The organism is Paracoccus sp. ME4 (genome assembly GCF_046736325.1).
Lineage (GTDB): Bacteria > Pseudomonadota > Alphaproteobacteria > Rhodobacterales > Rhodobacteraceae > Paracoccus.
The window spans coordinates 230378-252031 of sequence record NZ_CP151276.1; the positions used below are offsets into that span (position 1 = coordinate 230378).

General features: G+C 70.8%; 22 protein-coding genes. 9 read left to right on the forward strand and 13 right to left on the reverse strand.

Going from position 1 to position 21654, the window contains the following annotated elements:
* Positions 1 to 160 precede the first annotated feature (160 nt).
* The 6 genes from AACG61_RS01120 to AACG61_RS01145 all read right to left on the reverse strand — a co-directional run bounded on the left by AACG61_RS01120 (position 161) and on the right by AACG61_RS01145 (position 5758).
* Positions 161 to 1390, reverse strand: a complete 1230-nt coding sequence (locus AACG61_RS01120; protein WP_411838198.1) for a cytochrome P450 — start codon at positions 1388 to 1390, stop codon at positions 161 to 163.
* 4 nt (positions 1391 to 1394) lie between these two features.
* A complete protein-coding gene (locus AACG61_RS01125; RefSeq protein WP_411838199.1) occupies positions 1395 to 1913 on the reverse strand; it encodes a DUF3035 domain-containing protein in 519 nt (172 codons plus the stop codon).
* Positions 1914 to 1943: 30 nt separating this feature from the next.
* Positions 1944 to 2642, reverse strand: coding sequence for a signal peptidase II (lspA, locus tag AACG61_RS01130; protein ID WP_411838200.1), 699 nt, complete (start codon positions 2640 to 2642; stop codon positions 1944 to 1946).
* A complete protein-coding gene (gene purH / locus AACG61_RS01135) occupies positions 2642 to 4228 on the reverse strand; it encodes a bifunctional phosphoribosylaminoimidazolecarboxamide formyltransferase/IMP cyclohydrolase (RefSeq protein ID WP_411838201.1) in 1587 nt (528 codons plus the stop codon). Before purH ends, lspA begins: the two co-directional genes overlap by 1 nt.
* A 61-nt stretch (positions 4229 to 4289) precedes the next feature.
* Positions 4290 to 4463: a hypothetical protein gene (locus AACG61_RS01140; protein ID WP_411838202.1), complete on the reverse strand. Its 174-nt coding sequence runs from the start codon at positions 4461 to 4463 to the stop codon at positions 4290 to 4292.
* Between the two features lie 59 nt (positions 4464 to 4522).
* Positions 4523 to 5758, reverse strand: coding sequence for an RsmB/NOP family class I SAM-dependent RNA methyltransferase (locus AACG61_RS01145; protein ID WP_411838203.1), 1236 nt, complete (start codon positions 5756 to 5758; stop codon positions 4523 to 4525).
* 91 nt (positions 5759 to 5849) lie between these two features.
* Between AACG61_RS01145 and AACG61_RS01150 the strand changes: the two genes are divergently transcribed.
* The 5 genes from AACG61_RS01150 (at position 5850) to AACG61_RS01170 (ending at position 12027) form a co-directional block, all read left to right on the forward strand.
* Positions 5850 to 6026, forward strand: coding sequence for a DUF1674 domain-containing protein (locus AACG61_RS01150; RefSeq protein WP_411838204.1), 177 nt, complete (start codon positions 5850 to 5852; stop codon positions 6024 to 6026).
* 2 nt (positions 6027 to 6028) lie between these two features.
* Positions 6029 to 7360 carry an amidase gene (locus AACG61_RS01155; RefSeq protein WP_411838205.1) on the forward strand — a complete coding sequence of 444 codons (1332 nt, stop codon included), beginning with the start codon at positions 6029 to 6031 and terminating at the stop codon, positions 7358 to 7360.
* 97 nt (positions 7361 to 7457) lie between these two features.
* Positions 7458 to 8657, forward strand: a complete 1200-nt coding sequence (locus AACG61_RS01160; RefSeq protein WP_411838206.1) for an aminotransferase class I/II-fold pyridoxal phosphate-dependent enzyme — start codon at positions 7458 to 7460, stop codon at positions 8655 to 8657.
* 4 nt (positions 8658 to 8661) lie between these two features.
* A complete protein-coding gene (locus tag AACG61_RS01165) occupies positions 8662 to 11226 on the forward strand; it encodes a DNA translocase FtsK (RefSeq protein WP_411838207.1) in 2565 nt (854 codons plus the stop codon).
* Positions 11227 to 11250: 24 nt separating this feature from the next.
* Positions 11251 to 12027, forward strand: a complete 777-nt coding sequence (locus AACG61_RS01170) for a DUF2268 domain-containing putative Zn-dependent protease (RefSeq protein WP_411838208.1) — start codon at positions 11251 to 11253, stop codon at positions 12025 to 12027.
* 13 nt (positions 12028 to 12040) lie between these two features.
* On the opposite strand, the gene AACG61_RS01175 is transcribed toward AACG61_RS01170, so the two are convergent.
* The 4 genes from AACG61_RS01175 to AACG61_RS01190 are packed head-to-tail and all read right to left on the reverse strand — an operon-like array spanning position 12041 to position 14441.
* A complete protein-coding gene (locus AACG61_RS01175) occupies positions 12041 to 12712 on the reverse strand; it encodes a rhomboid family intramembrane serine protease (protein WP_411838209.1) in 672 nt (223 codons plus the stop codon).
* Positions 12713 to 12720: 8 nt separating this feature from the next.
* Positions 12721 to 12909, reverse strand: coding sequence for a Trm112 family protein (locus AACG61_RS01180; RefSeq protein WP_411838210.1), 189 nt, complete (start codon positions 12907 to 12909; stop codon positions 12721 to 12723).
* Positions 12906 to 13532 (reverse strand): LON peptidase substrate-binding domain-containing protein, encoded by a 627-nt coding sequence (locus AACG61_RS01185; protein ID WP_411838211.1) that lies wholly within the window; start codon positions 13530 to 13532, stop codon positions 12906 to 12908. The genes AACG61_RS01180 and AACG61_RS01185 overlap by 4 nt, the downstream gene beginning before the upstream one ends.
* A gap of 3 nt (positions 13533 to 13535) precedes the next feature.
* Complete coding sequence (locus AACG61_RS01190; RefSeq protein ID WP_411839429.1) at positions 13536 to 14441, reverse strand: tetratricopeptide repeat protein; 906 nt, start codon at positions 14439 to 14441, stop codon at positions 13536 to 13538.
* A 138-nt stretch (positions 14442 to 14579) separates the two neighbouring features.
* Here AACG61_RS01190 and nhaC point away from each other — a divergent pair, with 138 nt between their 5' ends.
* Positions 14580 to 16076, forward strand: a complete 1497-nt coding sequence (gene nhaC / locus AACG61_RS01195) for a Na+/H+ antiporter NhaC (RefSeq protein WP_411838212.1) — start codon at positions 14580 to 14582, stop codon at positions 16074 to 16076.
* On the opposite strand, the gene AACG61_RS01200 is transcribed toward nhaC, so the two are convergent.
* On the reverse strand, positions 16073 to 16858 hold the full coding sequence (locus AACG61_RS01200; protein ID WP_411838213.1) for an exodeoxyribonuclease III: 786 nt from the start codon (positions 16856 to 16858) through the stop codon (positions 16073 to 16075). The genes nhaC and AACG61_RS01200 overlap by 4 nt on opposite strands.
* 116 nt (positions 16859 to 16974) lie before the next feature.
* On the opposite strand from AACG61_RS01200, the gene AACG61_RS01205 reads away from it, so the two are divergent.
* Together AACG61_RS01205 and AACG61_RS01210 are read left to right on the forward strand one after the other, a co-directional pair.
* Positions 16975 to 18291 carry an MFS transporter gene (locus tag AACG61_RS01205; protein ID WP_411838214.1) on the forward strand — a complete coding sequence of 439 codons (1317 nt, stop codon included), beginning with the start codon at positions 16975 to 16977 and terminating at the stop codon, positions 18289 to 18291.
* Positions 18292 to 18348: 57 nt separating this feature from the next.
* Positions 18349 to 19323 carry a glutathione S-transferase family protein gene (locus AACG61_RS01210; protein WP_411838215.1) on the forward strand — a complete coding sequence of 325 codons (975 nt, stop codon included), beginning with the start codon at positions 18349 to 18351 and terminating at the stop codon, positions 19321 to 19323.
* A 96-nt stretch (positions 19324 to 19419) separates the two neighbouring features.
* Here the strand turns inward: AACG61_RS01210 and AACG61_RS01215 are convergent, their stop codons facing one another.
* Both AACG61_RS01215 and AACG61_RS01220 read right to left on the reverse strand, forming a co-directional pair.
* Positions 19420 to 19704 carry a hypothetical protein gene (locus AACG61_RS01215; protein ID WP_411838216.1) on the reverse strand — a complete coding sequence of 95 codons (285 nt, stop codon included), beginning with the start codon at positions 19702 to 19704 and terminating at the stop codon, positions 19420 to 19422.
* Between the two features lie 67 nt (positions 19705 to 19771).
* On the reverse strand, positions 19772 to 20458 hold the full coding sequence (locus AACG61_RS01220) for a response regulator transcription factor (protein WP_411838217.1): 687 nt from the start codon (positions 20456 to 20458) through the stop codon (positions 19772 to 19774).
* Positions 20459 to 20593: 135 nt separating this feature from the next.
* On the opposite strand from AACG61_RS01220, the gene ribA reads away from it, so the two are divergent.
* Positions 20594 to 21652 carry a GTP cyclohydrolase II gene (ribA, locus tag AACG61_RS01225; protein WP_411838218.1) on the forward strand — a complete coding sequence of 353 codons (1059 nt, stop codon included), beginning with the start codon at positions 20594 to 20596 and terminating at the stop codon, positions 21650 to 21652.
* The last annotated feature ends 2 nt before the right edge of the window (positions 21653 to 21654 follow it).

A 21654-nucleotide genomic window follows, 5' to 3' on the forward strand; every position in this document is an offset into this window, starting at 1 on the left:
TGCAACCTCCTCTTGCTGCCCGCAACTTGGACCGCCCCGACAGGCCGCGCAAGCCGCCCTCGCGCGATTGTGCGGGCCCCGAGAGGGCGGGCCGGAGGCCGCAAGGCCGACCGCCGCGCCGGCCCCCTCGATGGGGGGCGGCGCGGCGCACCTTGCGCCGTCAGGCCAGCCGCAGCGGCAGAGAGACCGGCCCGTGCGCCTGCAACCCGGCCTTCCAGCGCACCGGCCCGTCCCCCGCCAGCCCCGGCGCGCGGTCCAGCAGCGCCGCGAACAGCACCTCCATGTTCAGCCGCGCCAGGTTGTTGCCCAGACAGACATGCACCCCCGTCCCGAAGGCCAGATGCACGTTGGGCCTGCGCCGCACGTCGAACCGATCGGGCGCGTCGAAGGCCGCCGGGTCGCGGTTGGCCGCAGCGTAAAGCAGCCCGAACTTCGTCCCCTTGGGCCAGTCCCGGCCGCAGATCGTCAGGTCCTCGGACGCATAGCGGTGAAAGAAGGGCAGCGGCGCGGCAAAGCGGAACATCTCCTGCACCGCCTGCGGCATCAGACCCGGCTCGGCCCGCAGCAGCGCCGCCTGGTCGGGATGCTCCAGCAGCGCGACCAGGCCCGATCCCAGCACGTCGATGGTCGATCCGTGCCCGGCATGCAGGATCTGCATGATCGTGGCGATCAGCTCGTCATGTGTCATCAGGCCCGCGCGCTCGGCCTCGATCATCGCCGACATCAGGTCGTCGCGGGGCCGCGCCGCGCGCTCGGCATGCAGGTCCTCCAGCAGCTCGGCGAACAGGCGCGTCGCCTCCTCGGCGCGGGCCTTCTTCGCCGCGGTGCGGTCGATGTCGAAATAGGACACCACGTCGTCGGACCACCTCGTCATCTGCGGGGCCAGATCGGGTTCGGTGCCGATCAGATGACCGATGACCTGCCCCGGCAGATGCGCGGCCAGATCGGCGGTGAAGTCGATCCGCCCCTGCGGGATCAGCGGGTCCAGCGCCGCATCGACCCAGTCCGTGACGAAACCGCGCAGCCCCTCCAGCCGGGTCTTGGTGAAGAACGGAAAGACCGCCCGCCGCAGCCGGTCGTGATCCGGCCCGTCCGTGTCCAGCATCGAGGTCTGCACGAAGCGTTCGTGAAACGGCATGTCGTGGAAATTGCCCGCGACCTGCATCGCCCGCACCTGCTCGGGCGGGGCGAAGGCCGCCGGGTCGCGCACCATGCGCCGGTCCAGCGCGATGGCGCGCACATCCGCCATCCGCGCGGCCAGATGCCCGTCGAACCCGGCCCAGAAGGGCAGGCCGGGCTGGGCCCGCAGCCGGTCATAGGCGGGCCAGGGATCGGCACCGAATCCCGGCGCCAGCGGGTCGAAATCGGCCCGCAGCTCATCGATCGTCATGGTCTCAGCGCGCCGCGGGTGCCGGCGCGGTCGAGGTGATCGCCCCCGCGCGCTGCCAGCGGCGCTGCTCGGCCACGCCGTCCAGCGCCATCGGCGCATAGGCGCGCTGATAGACCGGGGTCCCCGCGATCCGCTCCAGCGGGCGGCGGCCGTTGCGGGCGCGCCATTGCGCGTCCTCGACCGCCAGCTGCTGGCGGATGGCCGGATCGCTGCCGGTCCGCGCGGCCTGCGCCACCAGCGCCTGGTCCGCCGCGCCCACGCCGCGATCGGCCAGGCGTTCGGGGCTGCCGCCCAGGGCCGCGACGGCGTCGCCCTGCGGGTTGGGGTCGGTGATGTTCGCGCCGCCCGGCGTGGGCGCGGGCAGCACCGCCAGATCGGGCGGCATGGACAGCGAGCGCGTGGGCAGGATGGCGAATTCGTCCGGTCCGACCTGTCCGGCCTTGATGTTGTTCAGCGTGCCGCCACCGCAGGCGGAGAGGACCATCGCGGCCGCAAATCCGATCACCAGCGTGCTTGTCCGCATGTCCTGCCCCCTTCGATCCTTTGCGCCGTTCTAGCCCGGTTTTCCGTCGCCGTCACGACCCTGTTGGTCGGGGCGCGCGAACAGGTCGCCCTGGCGCGGCGTGACCGGGGCCGGCGGCTGTGCCGCGGGCTTGGGTGGGGCGGGGCGGGGCGCGGTCTTGGGCGCGGGCTTCGCGGCGGGTTTCGCGGGCCTGCCCGCATCCTTGGACTGCGGCATCAGCACCAGCCCGATGGCCCCCGCAAAGATCGAGATGTCGGCCACGTTGAAGCTGTAGGGGTTCTGCCACCCCGGCAGCGACATGTTCAGGAAATCGGCCACCGCGCCATACAGGGCGCGGTCCACCACGTTGCCCAGGGCACCCCCGATCAGCAGCCCCGCCGCGACGCGGGCGAAGCGGCCCAGCCTCGCGCGCCAGACCCAGATCCAGACCCAGGTGCAGATGACCAGCGCGACCCCGATCAGCACCCACCGCATGATGTCGGTGTCCGAGGCCATCAGGCCGAAGTTCACGCCCTGATTCCACGCCATGCGCAGGTTCAGCCAGGGCGGGAAAACGTCGATGGCCCGCACCCGGTCCAGGGCCAGCACATGCACGACCCAGTATTTCAGCGCCTGGTCGGCCAGAAAGATCGCCAGCGCGACCCAGAGGACCAGCCGCATGTCGCTGCGGGCGGGGGGCCGGGACGGGCGGGCCTTGCGGGCCGCGACGGGCTTCGCGGGCGCGGCCATCAGTGGCGGAAGTGGCGCTGGCCGGTCAGGACCATCGCCAGCCCAAGGCGGTTCGCGGCCGCGATCACCTCGTCGTCGCGCATCGAGCCACCGGGCTGGATGACCGCGCGCGCACCGGCCTCGGCCAGAGCCTCGATGCCGTCGGCGAAGGGGAAGAACGCGTCCGAGGCCACTGCCGCACCGTTGGTCAGCGGCTCGGTCAGGCCCAGGGCCTCGGCCATGTCCTCGGACTTGCGCCGCCCGATGCGGGTGCTGTCCACGCGGCTCATCTGGCCCGCGCCGATGCCGACGGTGGCCAAGTCCTTGGCATAGACGATGGCGTTGGATTTCACGTGCTTGGCGACGGTCCAGGCGAACATCAGGTCGGCCAGCTCCTGCTCCGACGGCTGGCGGTCGGACACGATGCGCAGATCGGCGCGGGCCACATGGCCGTTGTCGCGCCCTTGGATCAGCATGCCGCCCGACACCTGCCGGAAGGTCAGCCCGCCCGCGCGCGGATCGGGCAGCCCGCCCGTGGTCAGCAGGCGCAGGTTCTTCTTGGCCGCAAAGATGCGGCGCGCATCCGCGTCGGCATCGGGGGCGATGACGACCTCGGTGAATATCTTGACGATCTCCTCGGCGGTGGCGCCGTCCAGCGGCTGGTTCAGCGCGATGATCCCGCCAAAGGCCGAGGTGCGGTCGCAATCAAACGCCCGCTTGTAGGCCTCCAGCGCGGTCGCGCCTTGGGCCACGCCGCAGGGATTGGCATGCTTGATGATCGCGCAGGCGGGGCCGTCCGCCGGGTCGAATTCGGACACCAGCTCGAAGGCGGCATCGGTGTCGTTGATGTTGTTGTAGGACAGCTCCTTGCCCTGATGCTGCTGGGCCGTGGCCACGCCGGGGCGCGCCTCGCCGGTGACATAGAAGGCCGCCTGCTGATGCGGGTTCTCGCCATAGCGCAGGCCTTGGGCCAGCGTGCCCGCGAAGGCACGGCGGCGTGGCGTGGCCTCTCCGATGGCCTCGGCCATCCAGGTGCTGACGGCGGCGTCATAGGCGGCGGTGCGGGCATAGGCCGTCTGCGCCATCCGCTGGCGGAAGGGCAGGGTCGTGCCGCCATTCGCGTCCAGTTCCGCCAGGACCGCGTCGTAATCCTGAACGTCCACGACCACGGTGACGAAACCGTGGTTCTTGGCGGCAGCCCGGATCATCGCCGGGCCGCCGATGTCGATGTTCTCGATGCAGTCGTCATAGGCCGCACCCTTGGCGACCGTCTCCTCGAACGGATAGAGATTCACGACCAGCAGGTCGATCGCGCCGATGCCGTGCTGTTCCATCGCCGCCACATGGTCGGCATTGTCGCGCAGGGCCAGCAGGCCGCCATGCACCGCCGGATGCAGCGTCTTGACGCGGCCGTCCATCATTTCGGGGAAGCCGGTGACATCGGCCACGTCGGTGACGCTCAGGCCCGCATCGCGCAGCGCCTTGGCGCTGCCGCCGGTCGACAGGATCTGCACGCCGCGCGCGTCCAAGGCGCGGGCGAAGTCGATCAGGCCGGTCTTGTCGGAAACGGAGATCAGGGCGCGCCGGATGGCAACGGGGTCGGACATGGGGGCCTCGTCATCTGGTTTGACGCCCGATTACCCCTCCCGGCGCGCGCCGTCCAGCCGCTTAGCGGCGGCGGCCGAAGACCTGCCGGGCCAGCTGCAGGGCGCTGACGATCATCACGGCGGTGCCGATCCCGGAGGCAAGGCCCCCCGCGCCGCGGGCCGCGGTGGTCGCGCCGCGCGTGCTCAGCACGGCCTGGGCCAGTTTCAGTCCGACGGCGATGGTGGTCAGGCGCATGGCATCCTCCGCATCATGGGTCCGCCGGATCAAGCCGCGGGGCCGCCCGACGGTTCCGTTCAGCCGGGCTTGCGCAATCGCGCCATGTAGAAGCCGTCCATGCCGCCCCTGTCGGCCCAGAGATCGGGGCGCAGGCGCAGCCCGCCTTCCTCGGTGATCCAGGCGGGGTCGATGCCGGGCAGGTCGGGGCGTTCCACGGTCAGGCCGGGGTGGCGGGCCAGGGCCTCGTCGATCTGCACCTCGCCCTCGTCGGGGATCAGCGAGCAAGTGGCGAAGACCAGCCGCCCGCCCGGGCGCAGGATCGACAAGGCATGATCCAGCATCGCGGCCTGCAGCTCGATCAGCTCGGCGATGCCGTGGCCGTCGCGGATGAAGGGCAGGTCGGGGTGGCGGCGGATGGTGCCCGTGGCCGAACAGGGCGCGTCCAGCAGGATCGCGTCCGGCGCGGCGGCGGGCCGCCAGTCCAGCGCATCGGCGGCGACCAGATCGGCGGTCAGGCGGCAGCGGGTCAGGTTCTCGGTCACGCGACGCAGCCGCGCCTCGTTGATGTCCAGCGCGGTGACCTGCGCCCCGGCGGCGGCCAGCTGCAGCGTCTTGCCGCCCGGCGCGGCGCACAGATCCACGATCCGCTCGCCGGGCTGCGGGTCCAGCAGGCGCGCGGGCAGGGCGGCGGCGGCGTCCTGCACCCACCAGTCGCCACTGTCGTAACCCGGCAGGGCGCTGACATGGACCGGGCCGTGCAGGCGGAACGATCCCGTGGGCAGGGCCTCGGCCCCCGGCGGGGGCACGGCGCCGGGCTTCAGGGTCAGGTCGATGGGCGCGCCCTGCTGATGGGCGGCCTCCATCGCGGTCAGGATGACGGGGCCGTAAGCCTCCTCCAGCGCGGGGCGCAGCCATTCGGGCAGGGTCTGCGGCGGCAGGTCGGCCCAACCGGGATGGTTCGACGCCTTGCGCAGCACCGCGTTCACCATGCCCGCCGCCGCCTGGCCGCGCTTGCCCAGGGTGCGGGTCAGATCGACCGCCGCGCCCACGACGCCATGGGCGGGGGCGCCCAGCTCCAGCATCTCGACCACGGCCAGGCGCAGGACATCGGCGATCTGGGGCGCGGGCCTGCGGGCGACCAGCGGGTCGATGACCCGGTCGGCGCGGCCCTGATGGCGCAGCGTCTCGGCCGCCAGGCGCGCGGCGCGGGCCTGGTCGGCCACGGTCAGGGCGCGCAGCGCGCCGGGCTGGTCGGACAGCGCGCGCCCCTCGCGCACGCCCTGGATCAATCGCAACGCGCCCAATCGCGCCATATCGCCGCCCGGCTTTGCCAAAACGCTTTCCTTTGCCTAAGTGATGCTCAAGACTGATCCCGCCCCATAGCCTCATTCGGAGGATTGTTCCATGAGCGATGCCAAACCCGACCTTCCGCCCGCCGCCGCGCGCGCCCTGGCCGAGGCCGAGGAGCGCCGCCGCGCCCGCGCCGCCCAGATCCTGCCCAAGGAATACGGTGGCCGCGAGGGGCCCGAGCCCGTCCGCTACGGCGATTACGAAAAGAACGGCATCGCGGTGGATTTCTGAATATGGATTGGCTGCGCGCATCGGCGACCCAGCAGGGCCGCGCCATCATGGCGGGCGTTCTGGACCCCATCGACCAGACCGAGGCCTATCTGGCTGCCGCGAAGGATCACCCCGACTGCGCGCGCATCTATGCCCGGCTGACCCCCGCCCGCGCCCGGTCCGAGGCCGTGGCCGCCCATGACCGCGCCAAGCAGGAGCGCCGCCACAGCCTGCTGGACGGCGTCGCCATCAGCTGGAAGGACAACATCGACAGCGGCGGCACCGTGACCGAGGCCGGGTCGCGCCTGCTGGAGGGGCGCGTGCCGCGCAAGGACGCCAACATCCTGGCCCGCGCCGCCCGCCGGGGCACCGTCTGCCTGGGCAAGACGCACATGACCGAGCTGGCCTTTTCCGGGCTGGGCCTGAACCCGCAGACCGCGACCCCGCCCAATGCGCTGGACCCCGATCTGGCGCCGGGGGGGTCATCCTCCGGGGCGGCGGTGTCGGTGGCGCTCGGGCTGGCGGCGGCTGCAGTGGGCACCGATACCGGCGGCTCGATCCGGGTACCTGCGGCCTGGAACGGGCTGGTGGGGTTCAAGCCCACCCACGGCGCGCTGCCCGAAAAGGGCGTCGTGCCGCTGGCGCGCCGCTTCGACGTGGCCGGACCCATCGCCCGCAGCGTCGAGGACTGCGCCCAGATCTTCGCGATCCTGGCCGATCAGCCCGCCCCGGACCTGGAGGGGGCCAGCGTGGCGGGCCTGCGCCTGATGGTGCTGGAGGGGCTGCCCTTCGACGGGGCCGAGGCCGGGCCGGTCGCGGCCTTCCAGGACGCGGTGGAGCGGCTGGCCCGCGCCGGGGCGCAGATCGCGCATGTCTCGACCGACTGGCTGGACCGGGCCATGGCGCTCTCGCCGCAGCTCTTCGCGCCCGAGGCCTATGGCATCTGGCGCGCCCAGATCGAGGATGCGCCCGAACTGATGTGGCCGCCCATCCTGGAGCGGTTCCGCGGCGGCGCCGATGTCAGCGGTCCCGATTACGTCGCGGCTTGGGAAAGCCTGGCCCGCATCCGGCGCAAATGGGTCAAGGAGGTGACCGGCGGCTTTGACGCGGTCCTGGTGCCCACGGTGCCGATCCTGCCGCCCGCGACCGCGCGGCTGATGGAGGATTCGGCCGAGTTCGTGCGCGCGAACCTGCTGACCCTGCGCAACACCCGCATCGCCAACCTGATGGGCCTGCCCTCGGTGACGCTGCCGACCGGGCACCCGGCCTGCGGGCTGTCGCTGATGGGCCATGCGGGCCATGACCGGCACCTGTTGCGGGTGGCCGCGGGGGCGGAGGCGGCGCTGGCGGGCTGATCGCGGCCGGGGCGGCCTCGGCGCTGGACGCAAGGGCGCGATCACGCTACTGTTTCCGCCCAGGAACGGGGCGCAGACCCCGAAAAGCGAGGCAGAGATGGCATTCCCCGCGCGGTTCTCGAACCTGCCGGATTACGCGTTCCCGCGGCTGCGGGCGCTGTTGGCGGACATCACGCCGGGTCTGGAGCCCGGCGCGCAGCCCACGATTCTGACCATCGGAGAGCCGCGCCACGCGATGCCCGATTTCGTCGGCCCGATCCTGGCCGACAGCCTGGCCGGATTCGCGAAATACCCCCCGAACGAGGGCGCGCCGGACCTGCTGGCCGCGATCGGCGGCTGGCTGGGCCGGCGGCACGGGCTGGACGTCGCGCCCGAGCGGCTGATGGTGCTGAACGGCACGCGCGAGGGGCTGTTCAACGCCGCCCTGGCGCTGTGCCCGGAGACCAAGAACGGCCAGCGCGCGGCGGTGCTGATTCCCAATCCCTTCTATCAGGTCTATGCGGTGGCCGCAGCGGCGGTCGGGGCCGATCCGATCTTCGTCCCCGCGACGCCCGAGACCGGCAACCTGCCCGATTACGCGGCCCTGGACCCGGCGCTTCTGGACCGGGTGGGGGTCGCCTATCTGTGCTCGCCCGCCAACCCCCAGGGGGCGGTCGCGGGCCGCGCCTATCTGGAGACGCTGGTGGCGCTGGCCGAGCGGCACGATTTCCTGATCCTGTCGGACGAGTGCTATTCCGAGATCTGGCGCGATGCGCCGCCGCCGGGCGCCCTGGCCGTGGCCACGGCGATGGGCCTGCCCGATCGGGTGGTGATGGTCAATTCGCTGTCCAAGCGGTCGAACCTGCCAGGGCTACGCTCGGGCTTCGCGGCGGGCGGAGCGGCGCAGGTCGCGCGCCTGCGCCAGCTGCGCAACTATGCCGGGGCGCCGCTGCCGCTGCCGCTGCAGCGGGTCAGCGCCGCCGCCTGGAGCGACGAGGCGCATGTCGATGCGTCCCGCGCGCTGTACCAGCAGAAATACGCCATCGCGGATGCGGTGCTGGGCGACATCCCGGGCTATCTGGCGCCCGAGGGCGGGTTCTTCTTGTGGCTGCCGGTCGATGACGGCGAACGGGCGGCGCGCGATCTCTGGGCGCGGGCGGGCATCCAGGTGCTGCCGGGGGCCTATCTGTCGCGCGATGTGGACGGGGCCAATCCGGGCGCGGGCTTCGTGCGGGTGGCGCTGGTTGCCGATGCCGATCAGACGCGGGACGCGCTGACCCGGCTGCGGGCGGTTCTTTACGACGGGGCGGGGGGCTGACGACATGGCAAGCTGGCAGGCGAAACATCGCGACCCGCTGTTCGACCAATCCACCCGCACCGCGCTGGAGCGGCGCGGCAAGGAGGCGATCGGCGCCGGGCTGATCGTGCTGGGCATCCTGGTCGCGATGATGCTGGGCAGTTGGTCGCCCGATGATCCGGCCTTCGGCTCGGCCACCGACGCGCCGGCGCAGAACCTGATGGGCGGGGTCGGGGCGATGATCGCCTCGGCGCTGATCATGATCGCGGGGCTGGGGGCCTGGATGCTGGTCGTCGCGGCCTGGGTCTGGGGCCTGCGCATGATGCTGCACCGGGGCGAGGAGCGGGTGATGCGCGCGGTCTTCACGCCGATCGCGGTGGCGCTGGTCTCGGTCTATGCCAGCACGCTGGTGCCGGGACCCGGCTGGCAGCAGAACTATGGCCTGGGCGGGCATTTCGGCGACATGGTCATGGGGGCGATGCTGAACCTGCTGCCGATGAAGGCGCAGCTGGGCATCCGCCTGTCGGGCCTGCTGGTCGCCGCCGCGACGCTGGCGGCGGGGGCCTTCGTGCTGGGCTTCGACCGGGCCGAGCTGTCGGCGCTGTGGCTGCGCTTCCGCGCAGGCCTGATGACGGCGGTGCAGGGCGCGGCCCTGGGTGCGCTGGCCACGCAGCGCGGCGTCGCGCGGATGCGCAGACCGGCCGAGCCGGAACCCGACGCGCCCCGCGCGACCCCGGTCGTCGCGACGCGCCGCCGCCCCGCCCCGCCGCCGGAATTCGAGCTGGAGGCCGAGATGCCCGAGCCCGAACTGATCGAGCCGGAGCTGATCGAGCGCGACATCGACTTCGACGCGGACCCGCCCTCCGAGGCGGAGGTGCGCGGCCGCATCAGCGACGCGATCCGGTCCAGCACGGCCAAGACCTCGGTCCTGAAGGTGGTGGCGCAGCGTCTGGTCCGCGACGGCGCGACCCCCGCGCCCCAAGGCTCCATGCCCGAGGCCGCCCCGCCGCTGCCCGCCGCCGAGACCGCCCGTCCCGCCCCCCGCCGCGCCGAGCCCCTGTCGCGCGCGGATGACGGCCCCGCCTATGAGCGCCCGCCGCTGGCGCTGCTCTCCGCGCCTTCGGCCAGCGATGCCGTGCCGGTGTCGCAGGAGGCGCTGATGGAGAACGCCCGCATGCTGGAGGCTGTGCTGGACGATTACGGCGTCAAGGGCCAGATCACCGAGGTCCGCCCCGGCCCGGTCGTGACGCTGTACGAATTGGAACCCGCGCCGGGCCTGAAGGCCAGCCGGGTGATCGGCCTGGCCGATGACATCGCGCGCTCCATGTCGGCCTTGTCCGCGCGCGTCAGCACGGTCCCCGGCCGCACAGTCATCGGGATCGAGCTGCCCAATGCGCGGCGCGAGAAGGTGCTGCTGCGCGAGATCTTCGCCAGCCGCGCCTTCGGCGACGGCACGCAGCCGCTGCCCCTGGCGCTTGGCAAGGATATCGGCGGCGATCCGGTCGTGGCGAACCTGGCCAAGATGCCCCATCTGCTGATCGCGGGCACCACCGGCTCGGGGAAATCGGTCGCGATCAACACGATGATCCTGAGCCTGCTCTACAAGCTGACGCCGGACGAATGCCGGCTGATCATGATCGACCCCAAGATGCTGGAACTGTCGGTCTATGACGGCATCCCGCATCTGCTGTCCCCGGTCGTCACCGACCCCAAGAAAGCCGTCGTCGCGCTGAAATGGGTCGTGGGCGAGATGGAGGACCGCTATCGCAAGATGTCCAAGATGGGCGTGCGCAACATCGAGGGCTATAACGGCCGCGTCATCGAGGCGCTGCGCAAGGGCGAGATGTTCAAGCGCACCGTCCAGACCGGGTTCGACGAGGATACCGGCGACGCCATCTGGGAGACCGAGGAGTTCCAGCCCGAGACCTTCCCCTATATCGTCGTGGTCGTCGACGAGATGGCCGACCTGATGATGGTTGCCGGCAAGGAGATCGAGGCCTGCATCCAGCGCCTGGCGCAGATGGCGCGGGCATCGGGCATCCACCTGATCATGGCCACGCAGCGCCCGTCCGTCGATGTCATCACCGGCACGATCAAGGCGAACTTCCCCACGCGGGTCAGCTTCCAGGTCACGTCCAAGATCGACAGCCGCACCATCCTGGGAGAGCAGGGGGCCGAACAGCTGCTGGGCCAGGGCGACATGCTCTACATGGGCAACGGCGCGCGGATCACCCGCATCCACGGCCCCTTCGTCAGCGACGAGGAGGTCGAGGAGGTGGTGACGCATCTGAAATCCTTCGGCCCGCCCAGCTACAAGTCGGGCGTGGTCGAGGGCCCCGAGGATGACAAGGCCGACGACATCGACGCGGTGCTGGGCCTGGGCGGCGGCGATGGCGGGGACGACGCGCTCTATGATCAGGCGGTGATGATCGTCGCCAAGGACCGCAAGTGTTCGACCAGCTACATCCAGCGCAAGCTGGCCATCGGCTACAACAAGGCCGCGCGCCTGGTCGAGCAGATGGAGGAGCAGGGCGTCGTCAGCAGCGCCAACCATGTCGGCAAGCGCGAGGTGCTGGTCCCCGAGGTCTGACCGAGGGGGGCCGAGGAGAGAGCCATGCCGATCTGGCAGCTGCATATGCTGAACGCGCGCGGCGCGTTGACCCCGGTCATGGCCGAGATCCGCGCCCATGCCCGCGAGGTCGTGGCGCTGGTCGAGGCGCATCTGGACCTGCCACGATTCGATCTGGTGGTGCGGGCGGGCGATCACGGGGTCCCCGACTGGGGCATCGCGGGCCAGGCGCCCACCCCCGGCGTCATCGAGCTGGTGCTGGACCCCGCCCGCGTCACGCCGGAGCATTTCCGCCGCACGCTGGTCCGCCAGATGCACCGGCTGGCCCGGTGGGAGGGTCCGGGGCACGGGCCGTCCCTGGGCGAGGCGCTGGTCGGCGAGGGTCTGGCGGGGCATTTCGTGCTGCAGGTGATGGGCGGGCCGGCCGATCCCTGGGATCAGGTGCGGCCGGTCTCGGGCACGCTGAAGCAGGCGGCGGCGGGCTGGGCGCGGCGCGACCATGATGCGGGCGAATGGTTCCTGGGTCGCGGGCGGATGCGGAAATGGACCGGCTTCGGTCTGGGGCACCGGCTGGTGGCCGAGCATCTGGCCGAGGGGCAGGATGCGGCGGCGCTGGTCCATGCCCCGGCCGACGCGTTCCGGCAGGCGCTGCGCCGCCTGATGGCTGTCGAGGGGATCGAGGAGGAGGTTCCGATCGCGGACGATGCGGAGGCCGAGGCGGTGGCCTACCCTGAGGAGGCGACGGCGCCCGAGGCGGAGGCCGAGCCGGTTGCGTCCCGCGACGCCGGGGGGCCAGCCCCCCGGACCCCCCGACCGGAGTGATCCGCGGCCGCGCTCAGCGGCGCGGGGTCAGCGCCATGGCGGCGCCCAGAAGCAGCCCGGCGACGCCGCCGCCCAGATGCGCCTGCCAGGCGATCGAGGGCAGCAGAAGCGTCAGCGCCACGTTCAGCACCAGGAGCAGCCCGACCGAGCGCACCAGCGGCCCGGTCGAGAGGTGGCGGCGGCGCAGCGTCACCGCCGCATGCCCGACCAGCGCCCCGGCCAGCCCGAAGATCGCCCCGGAGGCGCCCACCATCGGTCCCGCCTGCGGCGCCATGACCGCGAAGGTCAGTGCGGCGGCCACCTGGGTCAGCGCATAGACCAGCGCCATGCGCGCCGAGCCGATCATCCGCTGCAGCTCGCGCCCCACCGCGACCAGCGAGATCATGTTCATCGCCAGATGCAGCAGCCCCGCATGCAGGAGGCCATAGGTCAGGAACATCAGCACGCCCTGACCGGGATAGAGCCCGACGCCCCCCTGCAAAAGCGGCGTCCAGAAGCCGCCCAGAAGCACCCCGGCAATGCGCGCCCGCTCGAACCCCAGGAGGGGGGCGAGCTGGGTCGCGGCCTCCGCGAGGCAGCAGAGCAGCACGACCGCGCGCAGCCAGGCGGGCAGGCGCGCCGGACCGGGCCGGGCGATGCGCGGGATCGCCACGGGGCGGTCGTCCAGGGCTTGGGGGGCGTTCATCCGGCCGGTCAGTCGTCGGCGCGGATCTGGCGCGCCTCGTCGATCAGCATGATCGGGATGCCCGAACGGATCGGGAAGGCCAGCCCCGCCGCGCGCGACACCAGCTCCTGCCGGGCGGCGTCGTAGGACAGGGTGGTGTGCGTCACAGGGCAGACCAGCGCCTCGATCATGGCGCGGTCGAAGGCGGGTTCGGTCATTGCAGTCGGTCCTCGTTCTCTCCGCCGTGCAGGGCGAACTCGATCAGCCCGACCAGCAACTCGCGCCGGTCCGACAGGGTGGGGGATTCCAGCAGCGCCTGCTTGTCGCCGGGGCCGAAGGGCAGCATCATCGACAGCGAGTTGATCAGCAGCTCGTCCTCGGCCTCCGCGGCGGCGTCCCAATCGGTGGACAGCGCATTCGCCTGCATGAAGCGGTTCAGGAGCGCGAAGACCGCATCCCGGTCCAGGCCGCGGTCCTGCTCGGCGCCGCCGCGGTCGCGGTCGAAGGACGACCAGTCCACGCGCCCCTGGAGATAGGGGGCGAAGCCCTCCTCGACCTCCTGCAGGCGGAACCGCGACACCGCGCCGAGCGAGATCATCATCCGCCCGTCATCGGTCTCGGAGAAGGCCACCACGCGCCCCGCGCAGCCGATCGCGGCCAGACCGTCGCCCTCGGGCTGGATCATGCCGATCAGGCGGTGGTCGGTCTTCAGCGTGTCCTCCAGCATCTGCAGATAGCGCGGCTCGAAGATGTGCAGCGGCATCCGGGCGCGCGGCATCAGCACGGCGCCGGGCAGCGGGAACAGCGGAATGCGGTCGGGAAGGTCGAAACGCGGCGACATGGCTCAGGCGAAGATCAGCGACGACAGACGGCGGCGGCCCTTCTGCCCGACCGGATCGGTGGGCTTGAGGCTGTCGAAGATGGTGATCAGCTGCGTCTTGGCGGCACCCTCGTTCCAGTCGCGGTCGCGACGGAAGCTGTCCAGCAGGATGTCGATGGCCTCCTCCAGCCGGCCCGCGGCGTGCAGCGCCTGCGCGTATTCCAGACGGGCCTGCTGATCGGCGGGATCGGCCTCGACGCGGGCGGCCAGATCGTCCAGCGGGCCGGCGCTTTCGGCCTGCTGGGCCAGGGCCAGCTGGGCGCGCGCGGCCTCGACCGGGCCGGCATGGGCCAGGGGGCTGGGCACCTGGGTCAGGGTCGCTGCGGCGGCGGCATGGTCGCCTGCCGCCAGATGGGCGCGGATCAGCCCGCCCCAGGCCTCGGGGCTGTCGGGCAGCTCGCCGATGATGGCGGTGAAGGTCTCGACGGCATCGGCGGTCTCGCCGTCCTCGATCATCTGCTCGGCGGCGGCGATGGCGTCCGCGAGGCCCCCGTCATCGCCCGACATGGCGGCCAGCTTGTCCACGAACTGCTTGATCTGGCTGGGCGGGATCGCGCCCTGGAAGGCATCGACGGGCTGGCCCTGGAAGAAGGCATAGACGGTCGGGATGGACTGCACGCGCAGCTGGCCCGCGATCATCTGGTTCTCGTCCACGTTGATCTTGGCCATGCGCACGCGGCCCTTGTGGCGGGCGACCTCGGCCTCCAGCGCGGGGCCGAGCGTCTTGCACGGCCCGCACCACGGCGCCCAGAAATCGACGATGACCGGGGTCTTCATCGACGCCTCGACGACCTCGGCCATGAAGGTGGCCTCGGTCACGTCCTTGATGAAATCGTCGGTCTTGGGCGTCTGCGCCCCGTCGAATAGCATGGTCATCCTGGCCCCGTCTGGTTCGGTTGGCGTGTTCCCCTGCAATATGGGGCGCATGGCGGCCGAACGAAAGGGCCGCTTTTCGCGTTGCGATGACGCAACCCTCACGGCCGTGTGAAAACAAGAAGGACACCGACCATGACAGAGACATCCCCGACCCGGCCGGGTCTGCCGCCGCTGTGGCTGGCCCTGCTGCCCATCGTGCTGACGCTGGGTCTCCTGGCGCTGCAGCTGTTCTACTACGGCGATTTCACCCCGCACATCCCGCTGATCCTGGGCCTGGCCATCACCGGCCTGCTGGGCGTCCTGCGCGGGCAGGGGTGGATGGACATCCGCGAGGGGGTGTTCCACGTCATCCACGTGTCCATGCCGTCGCTGTCGGTGCTGATCGTGGTGGGCATGATCATCGGGGTCTGGATCGCGTCGGGCACGGTGCCGACGCTGATCTATTACGGGCTGACGCTGCTGAACCCGCAGATCTTCCTGGTCGCGGCCATGGCGCTGTGTTCGGTCGTGTCGCTGTCCCTGGGCACCAGCTGGGGCACGGTGGGCACCGTGGGCGTCGCGCTGATGGGCATCGGCGCGGGCTTCGGCATCCCGGCCTACTGGACGGCGGGGGCGGTCGTGTCGGGGGCGTTCTTCGGCGACAAGATCTCTCCGCTGTCGGACACGACGAACCTGGCGCCGGCGGTGACGGGGGTGAACATTTTCGATCACATCCGCAACATGCTGCCCACGACCGTGCCCGCGATGCTGATCGCGCTGGTCATCTATTTCATCGCGGGGACCTGGCTGATCTCTCCGGCCGAGACCAGCATGGCGCGCATCGACGCGATCACCGATACGCTGGCCGCGCAGTTCACGCTGGGCTGGGTGCCGATGATCCCGGCGCTGGTGGTGATCGTGCTGGCCGTCACGCGCCGCCCGCCGCTGCCGTCGCTGTTCGCGGGGGTGCTGCTGGGCGGGATCATCGCGATCTTCCTGCAGGGCGCGGGGCTGCACGACGTCTTCACCTATGCCCAGTCCGGATATGCGATCGAGACGGGCGTGGCCGACATCGACAGCCTGCTGAACGCGGGCGGCATCCAGTCGATGATGTGGACCATCTCGCTGATGCTGATCGCGCTGGGCTTCGGCGGTGCGCTGGAGCGGACCGGCTGCCTGGAGGCGATCATCAACGCCATCATCGGCCGCGTCAAAAGCTTTGCCGCCGTCCAGACCAGCGCCATCGGCACCGCCTTCGCCACCAACGTGGTGGCGGGCGATCCCTACATCTCGATCGCGCTGCCCGGGCGGATGTATGCGCCGCTCTATCGCGGCATGGGCTATTCCACGCTGAACCTGTCCCGCGCGGTCGAGGAGGGGGGCACGCTGATGTCGCCGCTGATCCCGTGGAACGCGGGCGGGGCCTTCGTCATCACCGCCCTGTCGCTGGGCGTGATGGACGGCAACCTGACGAACCTGCTGTATATCCCGCTGGCCTTCGCCTGCTGGACGGCGCCGCTGATCGGCATCCTCTATGCCGTCACCGGCTGGTTCTCGCCGCAGGCCAGCGACGCCGAGCGCCGCGAGTGGGACCGCCAGGACGAGGACGTGCTGGACCTGGGCGATCACGCCCTGGCCGAGAACGCCTAGAGGTCGAAGCTGGCCATGACCGGGACGTGGTCGCTGGGCGCCTCCCAGCCCCGCAGGGGGCGCAGGATGCGGCTGCCATGGGCGGCGCCTGCAATGTCGGCGGTGGCCCAGATATGGTCCAGCCGCCGGCCCTTGTCGGCGGCGTCCCAGTCCTTGGCGCGATAGCTCCACCAGCTGTAGAGCAGCCCCTGCGGGATGTCCTGCCGGGTGACGTCCACCCATCCGCCCGCATCCTGCGCGGCCAGCAGATGCTCGACCTCGACGGGCGTGTGGCTGACGATCTTCAGCAGCTGCCTGTGCGACCAGACGTCGTCCTCGCGCGGGGCGATGTTCAAGTCGCCCACCAGGATCGACCGGGTCGGCCGGTCGGCGTGGAACACGTCGCGCATCTCGGTCAGGAAATCCAGCTTCTGCCCGAACTTCAGGTTCTGCTCGCGGTCGGGGATGTCGCCGCCTGCGGGGACGTACATGTTGTGGATCACCACCCCGTTCTCCAGCCGGGCGGCGACATGGCGGGCATGGCCCAGCTGCGCATAGTCGCGGTCGCCCGCATCCTCCAGCGGCAGGCGCGACAGGATCGCCACGCCGTTGTAGCCCTTCTGCCCGCGCGCCACGATATGGGTGTAGCCCAGCTCCGCGAACCGGGTCAGGGGGATCTTCTCGACCGGCGACTTGCATTCTTGCAGGCAGAGGATGTCGGGCGCCTCCTCCTCCAGCAGGCGGGCGACCAGACCCTCGCGCAGGCGGACCGAGTTGATGTTCCAGGTGGCGATGGTGAACATGGGCAGGCTCCTTTGGGCGCGGACCCTAGCCGCGCGGGTCCGCCCTGTCGAGGCGCGGGCTTGCCATATGATCCCCGCGCGCTATGCAAGGGGCGCGGGGATTGGGGGGAACGGCCATGAAGATCACCATCGACGAGGCGCTGACGCGCGGCGGCACGGGCCGGTTCCAGTGGCGCCTTCTGGGCATCTTCGGGCTGGTCTGGGCGGCGGATGCGATGCAGGTCATCGCGGTGGGTTTCGCCGCGCCCTCGGTCGCGGCCACCTTCGGGGTCGAGCGCGTGACCGCGCTGCAGATCGGCACGGTGTTCTTCCTGGGCATGTTCCTCGGGGCCTTCGGCTTCGGGCGGCTGGCCGACCGGATCGGGCGGCGATGGGTGCTGATCGGCACCGTCGCGATGGATGCGGTCTTCGGTCTGGCCTCGGTGCTGGCGGGGGACTTCACCTGGCTGCTGATCCTGCGCTTTCTGACCGGGGTCGCGGTGGGCGGCACGCTGCCGGTCGATTACGCGATGATGGCCGAGTTCCTGCCGCCCCGGAACCGTGGCCGCTGGCTGGTCTGGCTGGAGGGGTTCTGGGCGGTGGGCACCATCGTCGTGGCGCTGACGGCCTGGGCCGCGGCGACCCTGGGGGCCGAGGCGCCGTGGCGCTGGATCTTCCTGGTCGCGGCGCTGCCGGCGCTGATCGGCTTCGTGCTGCGGTTCTGGATTCCCGAAAGCCCGATGTATCTGGTCCGCAAGGGCCGCCAGGCCGAGGCCCGCGCCGTCATCGACCGCGTCCTGGCCGTGAACGGCGCCATGCCCCTGCCGCCCGAGACGCATCTGCGTCCCGCGCCCCTGCCCGCGGGCGGGGCCACGTCGATCCTGGCCGCGCCGCTGCGGCGCGCGACCATCGGCGTGCTTGCGGTGTGGTTCCTGGTGTCGCTGTCCTATTACGGGGTCTTTGTCTGGGTGCCGGGGCAGCTGGCGACCGAAGGCTTCGGCTTCGTGCGCGGATACGGCTTCCTGGTGGTGCTGGCGCTGGCGCAGGTGCCGGGATACGCGCTTGCGGCCTGGGGGGTAGAGGCTGTCGGCCGCCGCCCGACGCTGGCGGGGTTCCTGCTGCTGTCCGCGGCGGGATGCGGGCTGTTCGCGGTGGCCAGCGGGCCGGCGCTGGTCGCCACGGCGCTGATCGTGATGAGCTTCGCGCTCCTGGGCACCTGGGGGGCGCTCTATGCGTTCACGCCCGAGCTGTATCCCACCCATCTGCGCGGCACCGGCATGGGCACGGCCAGCGCCATGGCACGGCTTGGCGGCATCCTGGCGCCCAGCCTCCTGGCGGTGGTCTTCGCGCAGGGCTTCGGCATCGCCATCGGCGGCTTCGCGGTGCTGCTGGTCCTGGCCGCGGCCGCGCTGCTGATGATCCGGGTCGAGACGCGCGACCGCGCCATCGGCTGACCGGGAACAACGCCGCCCCCCGCCCGTTGCCCCGGCAGATCAGCGAAGGGAGATCCGATGGGCCAGCTTGTGGACGGCGTCTGGAAGGACGAATGGTATGACACCGACAGCACCGGGGGCGAGTTCAAGCGCGACACCGCCCGGTTCCGCAACTGGGTGACCGCTGACGGCAGCCCCGGCCCCACCGGAGAGGGCGGCTTTGCCGCCGAGACCGGCCGCTATCATCTCTATGTCAGCCATGCCTGTCCCTGGGCACATCGCACGATGATCTTCCGCGCGCTGAAGGGGCTGGAGGATCACATCGACATCTCGGTCGTCCACCCCGAGATGCTGAAGGACGGGTGGGAGTTCCGGACCGATTTCGACGGCGCCACCGGCGACCGGCAGTTCGGCCTGGACTACCTGCGCGAGGTCTATCTGAAGGACACGCCCGACATGTCGGGGCGCGTCACCGTTCCCGTGCTGTGGGACCGCCGGACCGGCCGGATCGTGTCGAACGAAAGCGCCGACATCATCCGCATGTTCAACGGCGCCTTCGACGCGGTGACCGGCAACACCGACGACTACTGGCCCGAACCGCTGCGCGAGCGCATCGAGGCGGTGAACGAGCGCATCTACGACAGGGTCAACAACGGCGTCTACAAGGCGGGCTTTGCCACGACCCAGCAGGCCTATGACAAGGCGGTGCATCCGCTGTTCGAAAGCCTGGACTGGATCGAGGGGCTGCTGGCCGAGGACCGCTATCTGACCGGCGACCGCATCACCGAGGCCGACTGGCGGCTGTTCACCACCATCGCGCGGTTCGATGCCGTCTATCACACGCATTTCAAGTGCAACCGCCGCCGCGTGGTCGACTATCCGAACCTGTGGGGCTGGGCGCGCGAGCTGTATCAGTGGCCGGGCGTGGCCGCGACGGTGCGTCCCGACCATGTCACGCGGCACTACTACTACAGCCACGACATGATCAACCCGCACCGCATCATCCCCATCGGGCCGGATGCGGACTGGACCGCGCCGCACGGCCGCGGCTGAGGCGCGGGATAAAAAGACGCCCCGGCGCAGGGAACGCCGGGGCAGCAGAGAGGGAGGGGGTGTGGCCGCATCCGCCGACCACTGGGCTTCGGGGCTTCAACGCCGCAGCCTTGGCCCGGTTCCCGCATCCCTGCGATGAGCGCGATCCCGCCGACGCAACCAGAGGCCCGCCAGGATCAGGAGGGCACAGAGGCCAGCCGGGGCAAGGACGAACAGGTTTTCCGCGTTCGTAAAGACGGCGCCCCACAGCTGCGCGGTCGATCGGAGGCACGGACCGGTATAGCCGCAGCCGAAATGCAGCAGGTAGGTGACCACCGCGACGGTCGCCACGACACCCGCGACGCCCGTCCCCACCAGCAGCCATGAAACGACGCGCATCATACCGCCAGCCTGGTGCGCGCATGCAGAAAGGACAAGGCCCCGCACGGGGGCGGGGCCTTGCAGCAGATCAGGCGACTAGGCGATAGCCGCCCGATTCGGTGACCAGCAGGCGTGCGTTCGAGGGATCGGGCTCGATCTTCTGGCGCAGGCGATAGATGTGCGTCTCCAGCGTATGCGTGGTCACGCCGGCATTGTAGCCCCAGACCTCGTGCAGCAGGACGTCGCGGGCGACCACCCCGTCCTGCGCGCGATACAGGAACTTCAGGATGTTGGTCTCCTTCTCCGTCAGGCGGATCTTGCGGTCCTTGCCGTCGATCAGCATCTTCATCGACGGCTTGAACGTGTACGGCCCCAGCTGGAAGATGGCGTCCTCGGACTGCTCATGCGTGCGCAGCTGCGCGCGCAGGCGGGCCAGCAGGACCGGGAACTTGAACGGCTTGGTGACGTAATCGTTGGCGCCCGCATCCAGACCCAGGATCGTGTCCGCATCGGTGTCGTGCCCGGTCAGCATCACGATGGGGCATTTCACGTTCAGCTTGCGCAGCTTCTTGCACAGCTCGCGCCCGTCGGTGTCGGGCAGGCCCACGTCCAGCACCACCAGGTCGAAGATGGCGTTCCTGGTCGCCTCGACCGCCTCGGCGCCGCTGCCGGCCTCGGTCACCTCGAAATCGTCGGTCGCGATCAGCTGCTCGGCCAGGGCCTCGCGCAGGTCTTCCTCGTCATCGACCAGCAGAATCTTCTTCAGTCCGGCCATGCTTGCCTCCTTTGTCTCGTTGCGCAAAGAGGTGGTCGCAGCCGCGCCGTCCGTCCAGCACCATGTCGGATTTCTCACATGGAGTTGTCGGATCGGTGCGTTATGTTTCAGACTGTTTCAACGACGCGGGGCCCCATGAGCCTGATCCCCACCCTGTCCGAGACCATCGCCCGCGCCCGCGCCGATCTGCGCATGGGCCTGCCGGTGGCCCTGGGCGACCATCTGGCCGCGGCGGTCGAGACGCTGTCGCCCGCCCGCCTGGCCGATCTGCGCGCTCTGGGCACCCCCGTGCTGACCCTGACCGCGCGGCGGGCCGAGACGCTCAAGGCGCGCGCCTATGACGGCGATCTGGCGCGGGTCGCGGTGCCCGCGGATGCCGATCTGGCCTGGCTGCGGGCGCTGGCCGATCCGGCGGGCGATCTGATGACGCCGATGAAGGGTCCGCTGAGCACGCTGCGCGAGGGCGGAACGGCGGCCCATCGCGCGGGCCTGGCGCTGGCGAAATCCGCGCAGCTGCTGCCCGCGATGCTGCTGGTCGCGGCCCCCGCCCCGCCGGGCCTGACCGCGCTGCCGCCCGGGCCCACGCTGGCGCAGCTGGCGGCCGAGGCGGCCATGGCCCCGGTCGCGGCCGCGCGCCTGCCGATTCTCGCGGCGGAGCGGTCGCGGCTGCATATCTTCCGCCCCGACGACGGCGCCGAGGAACATTACGCCGTCGAGATCGGCGATCCGCCCCGCGATGCGCCGGTGCTGGCGCGGCTTCATTCGGCCTGCTTCACGGGCGACGTGCTGGGCAGCCTGAAATGCGATTGCGGCCCCCAGCTGAACGCGGCGCTGGCGGCGATGGGGCAGGCGGGAGCGGGGGTGTTGCTGTATCTGAACCAGGAGGGGCGGGGGATCGGGCTGGCCAACAAGATGCGCGCCTATGCCCTGCAGGATCAGGGCTTCGACACGGTCGAGGCGAACCACCGCCTGGGGTTCGAGGATGACGAGCGCGACTTCCGCATCGGCGCGGCGCTGCTGCGGCGTCTGGGCTTCGGCGCGGTGCGGCTGATGACGAACAACCCGCGCAAGGTGGCGATGATGCAGGCCCATGGCATCGCCGTCCCCGAACGGGTGCCGCTGATCCTGCCGCCCAACCGCCACAACGCCGCCTATCTGGACGTCAAGGCGCGCAAGTCGGGGCATCTGCTGTGACC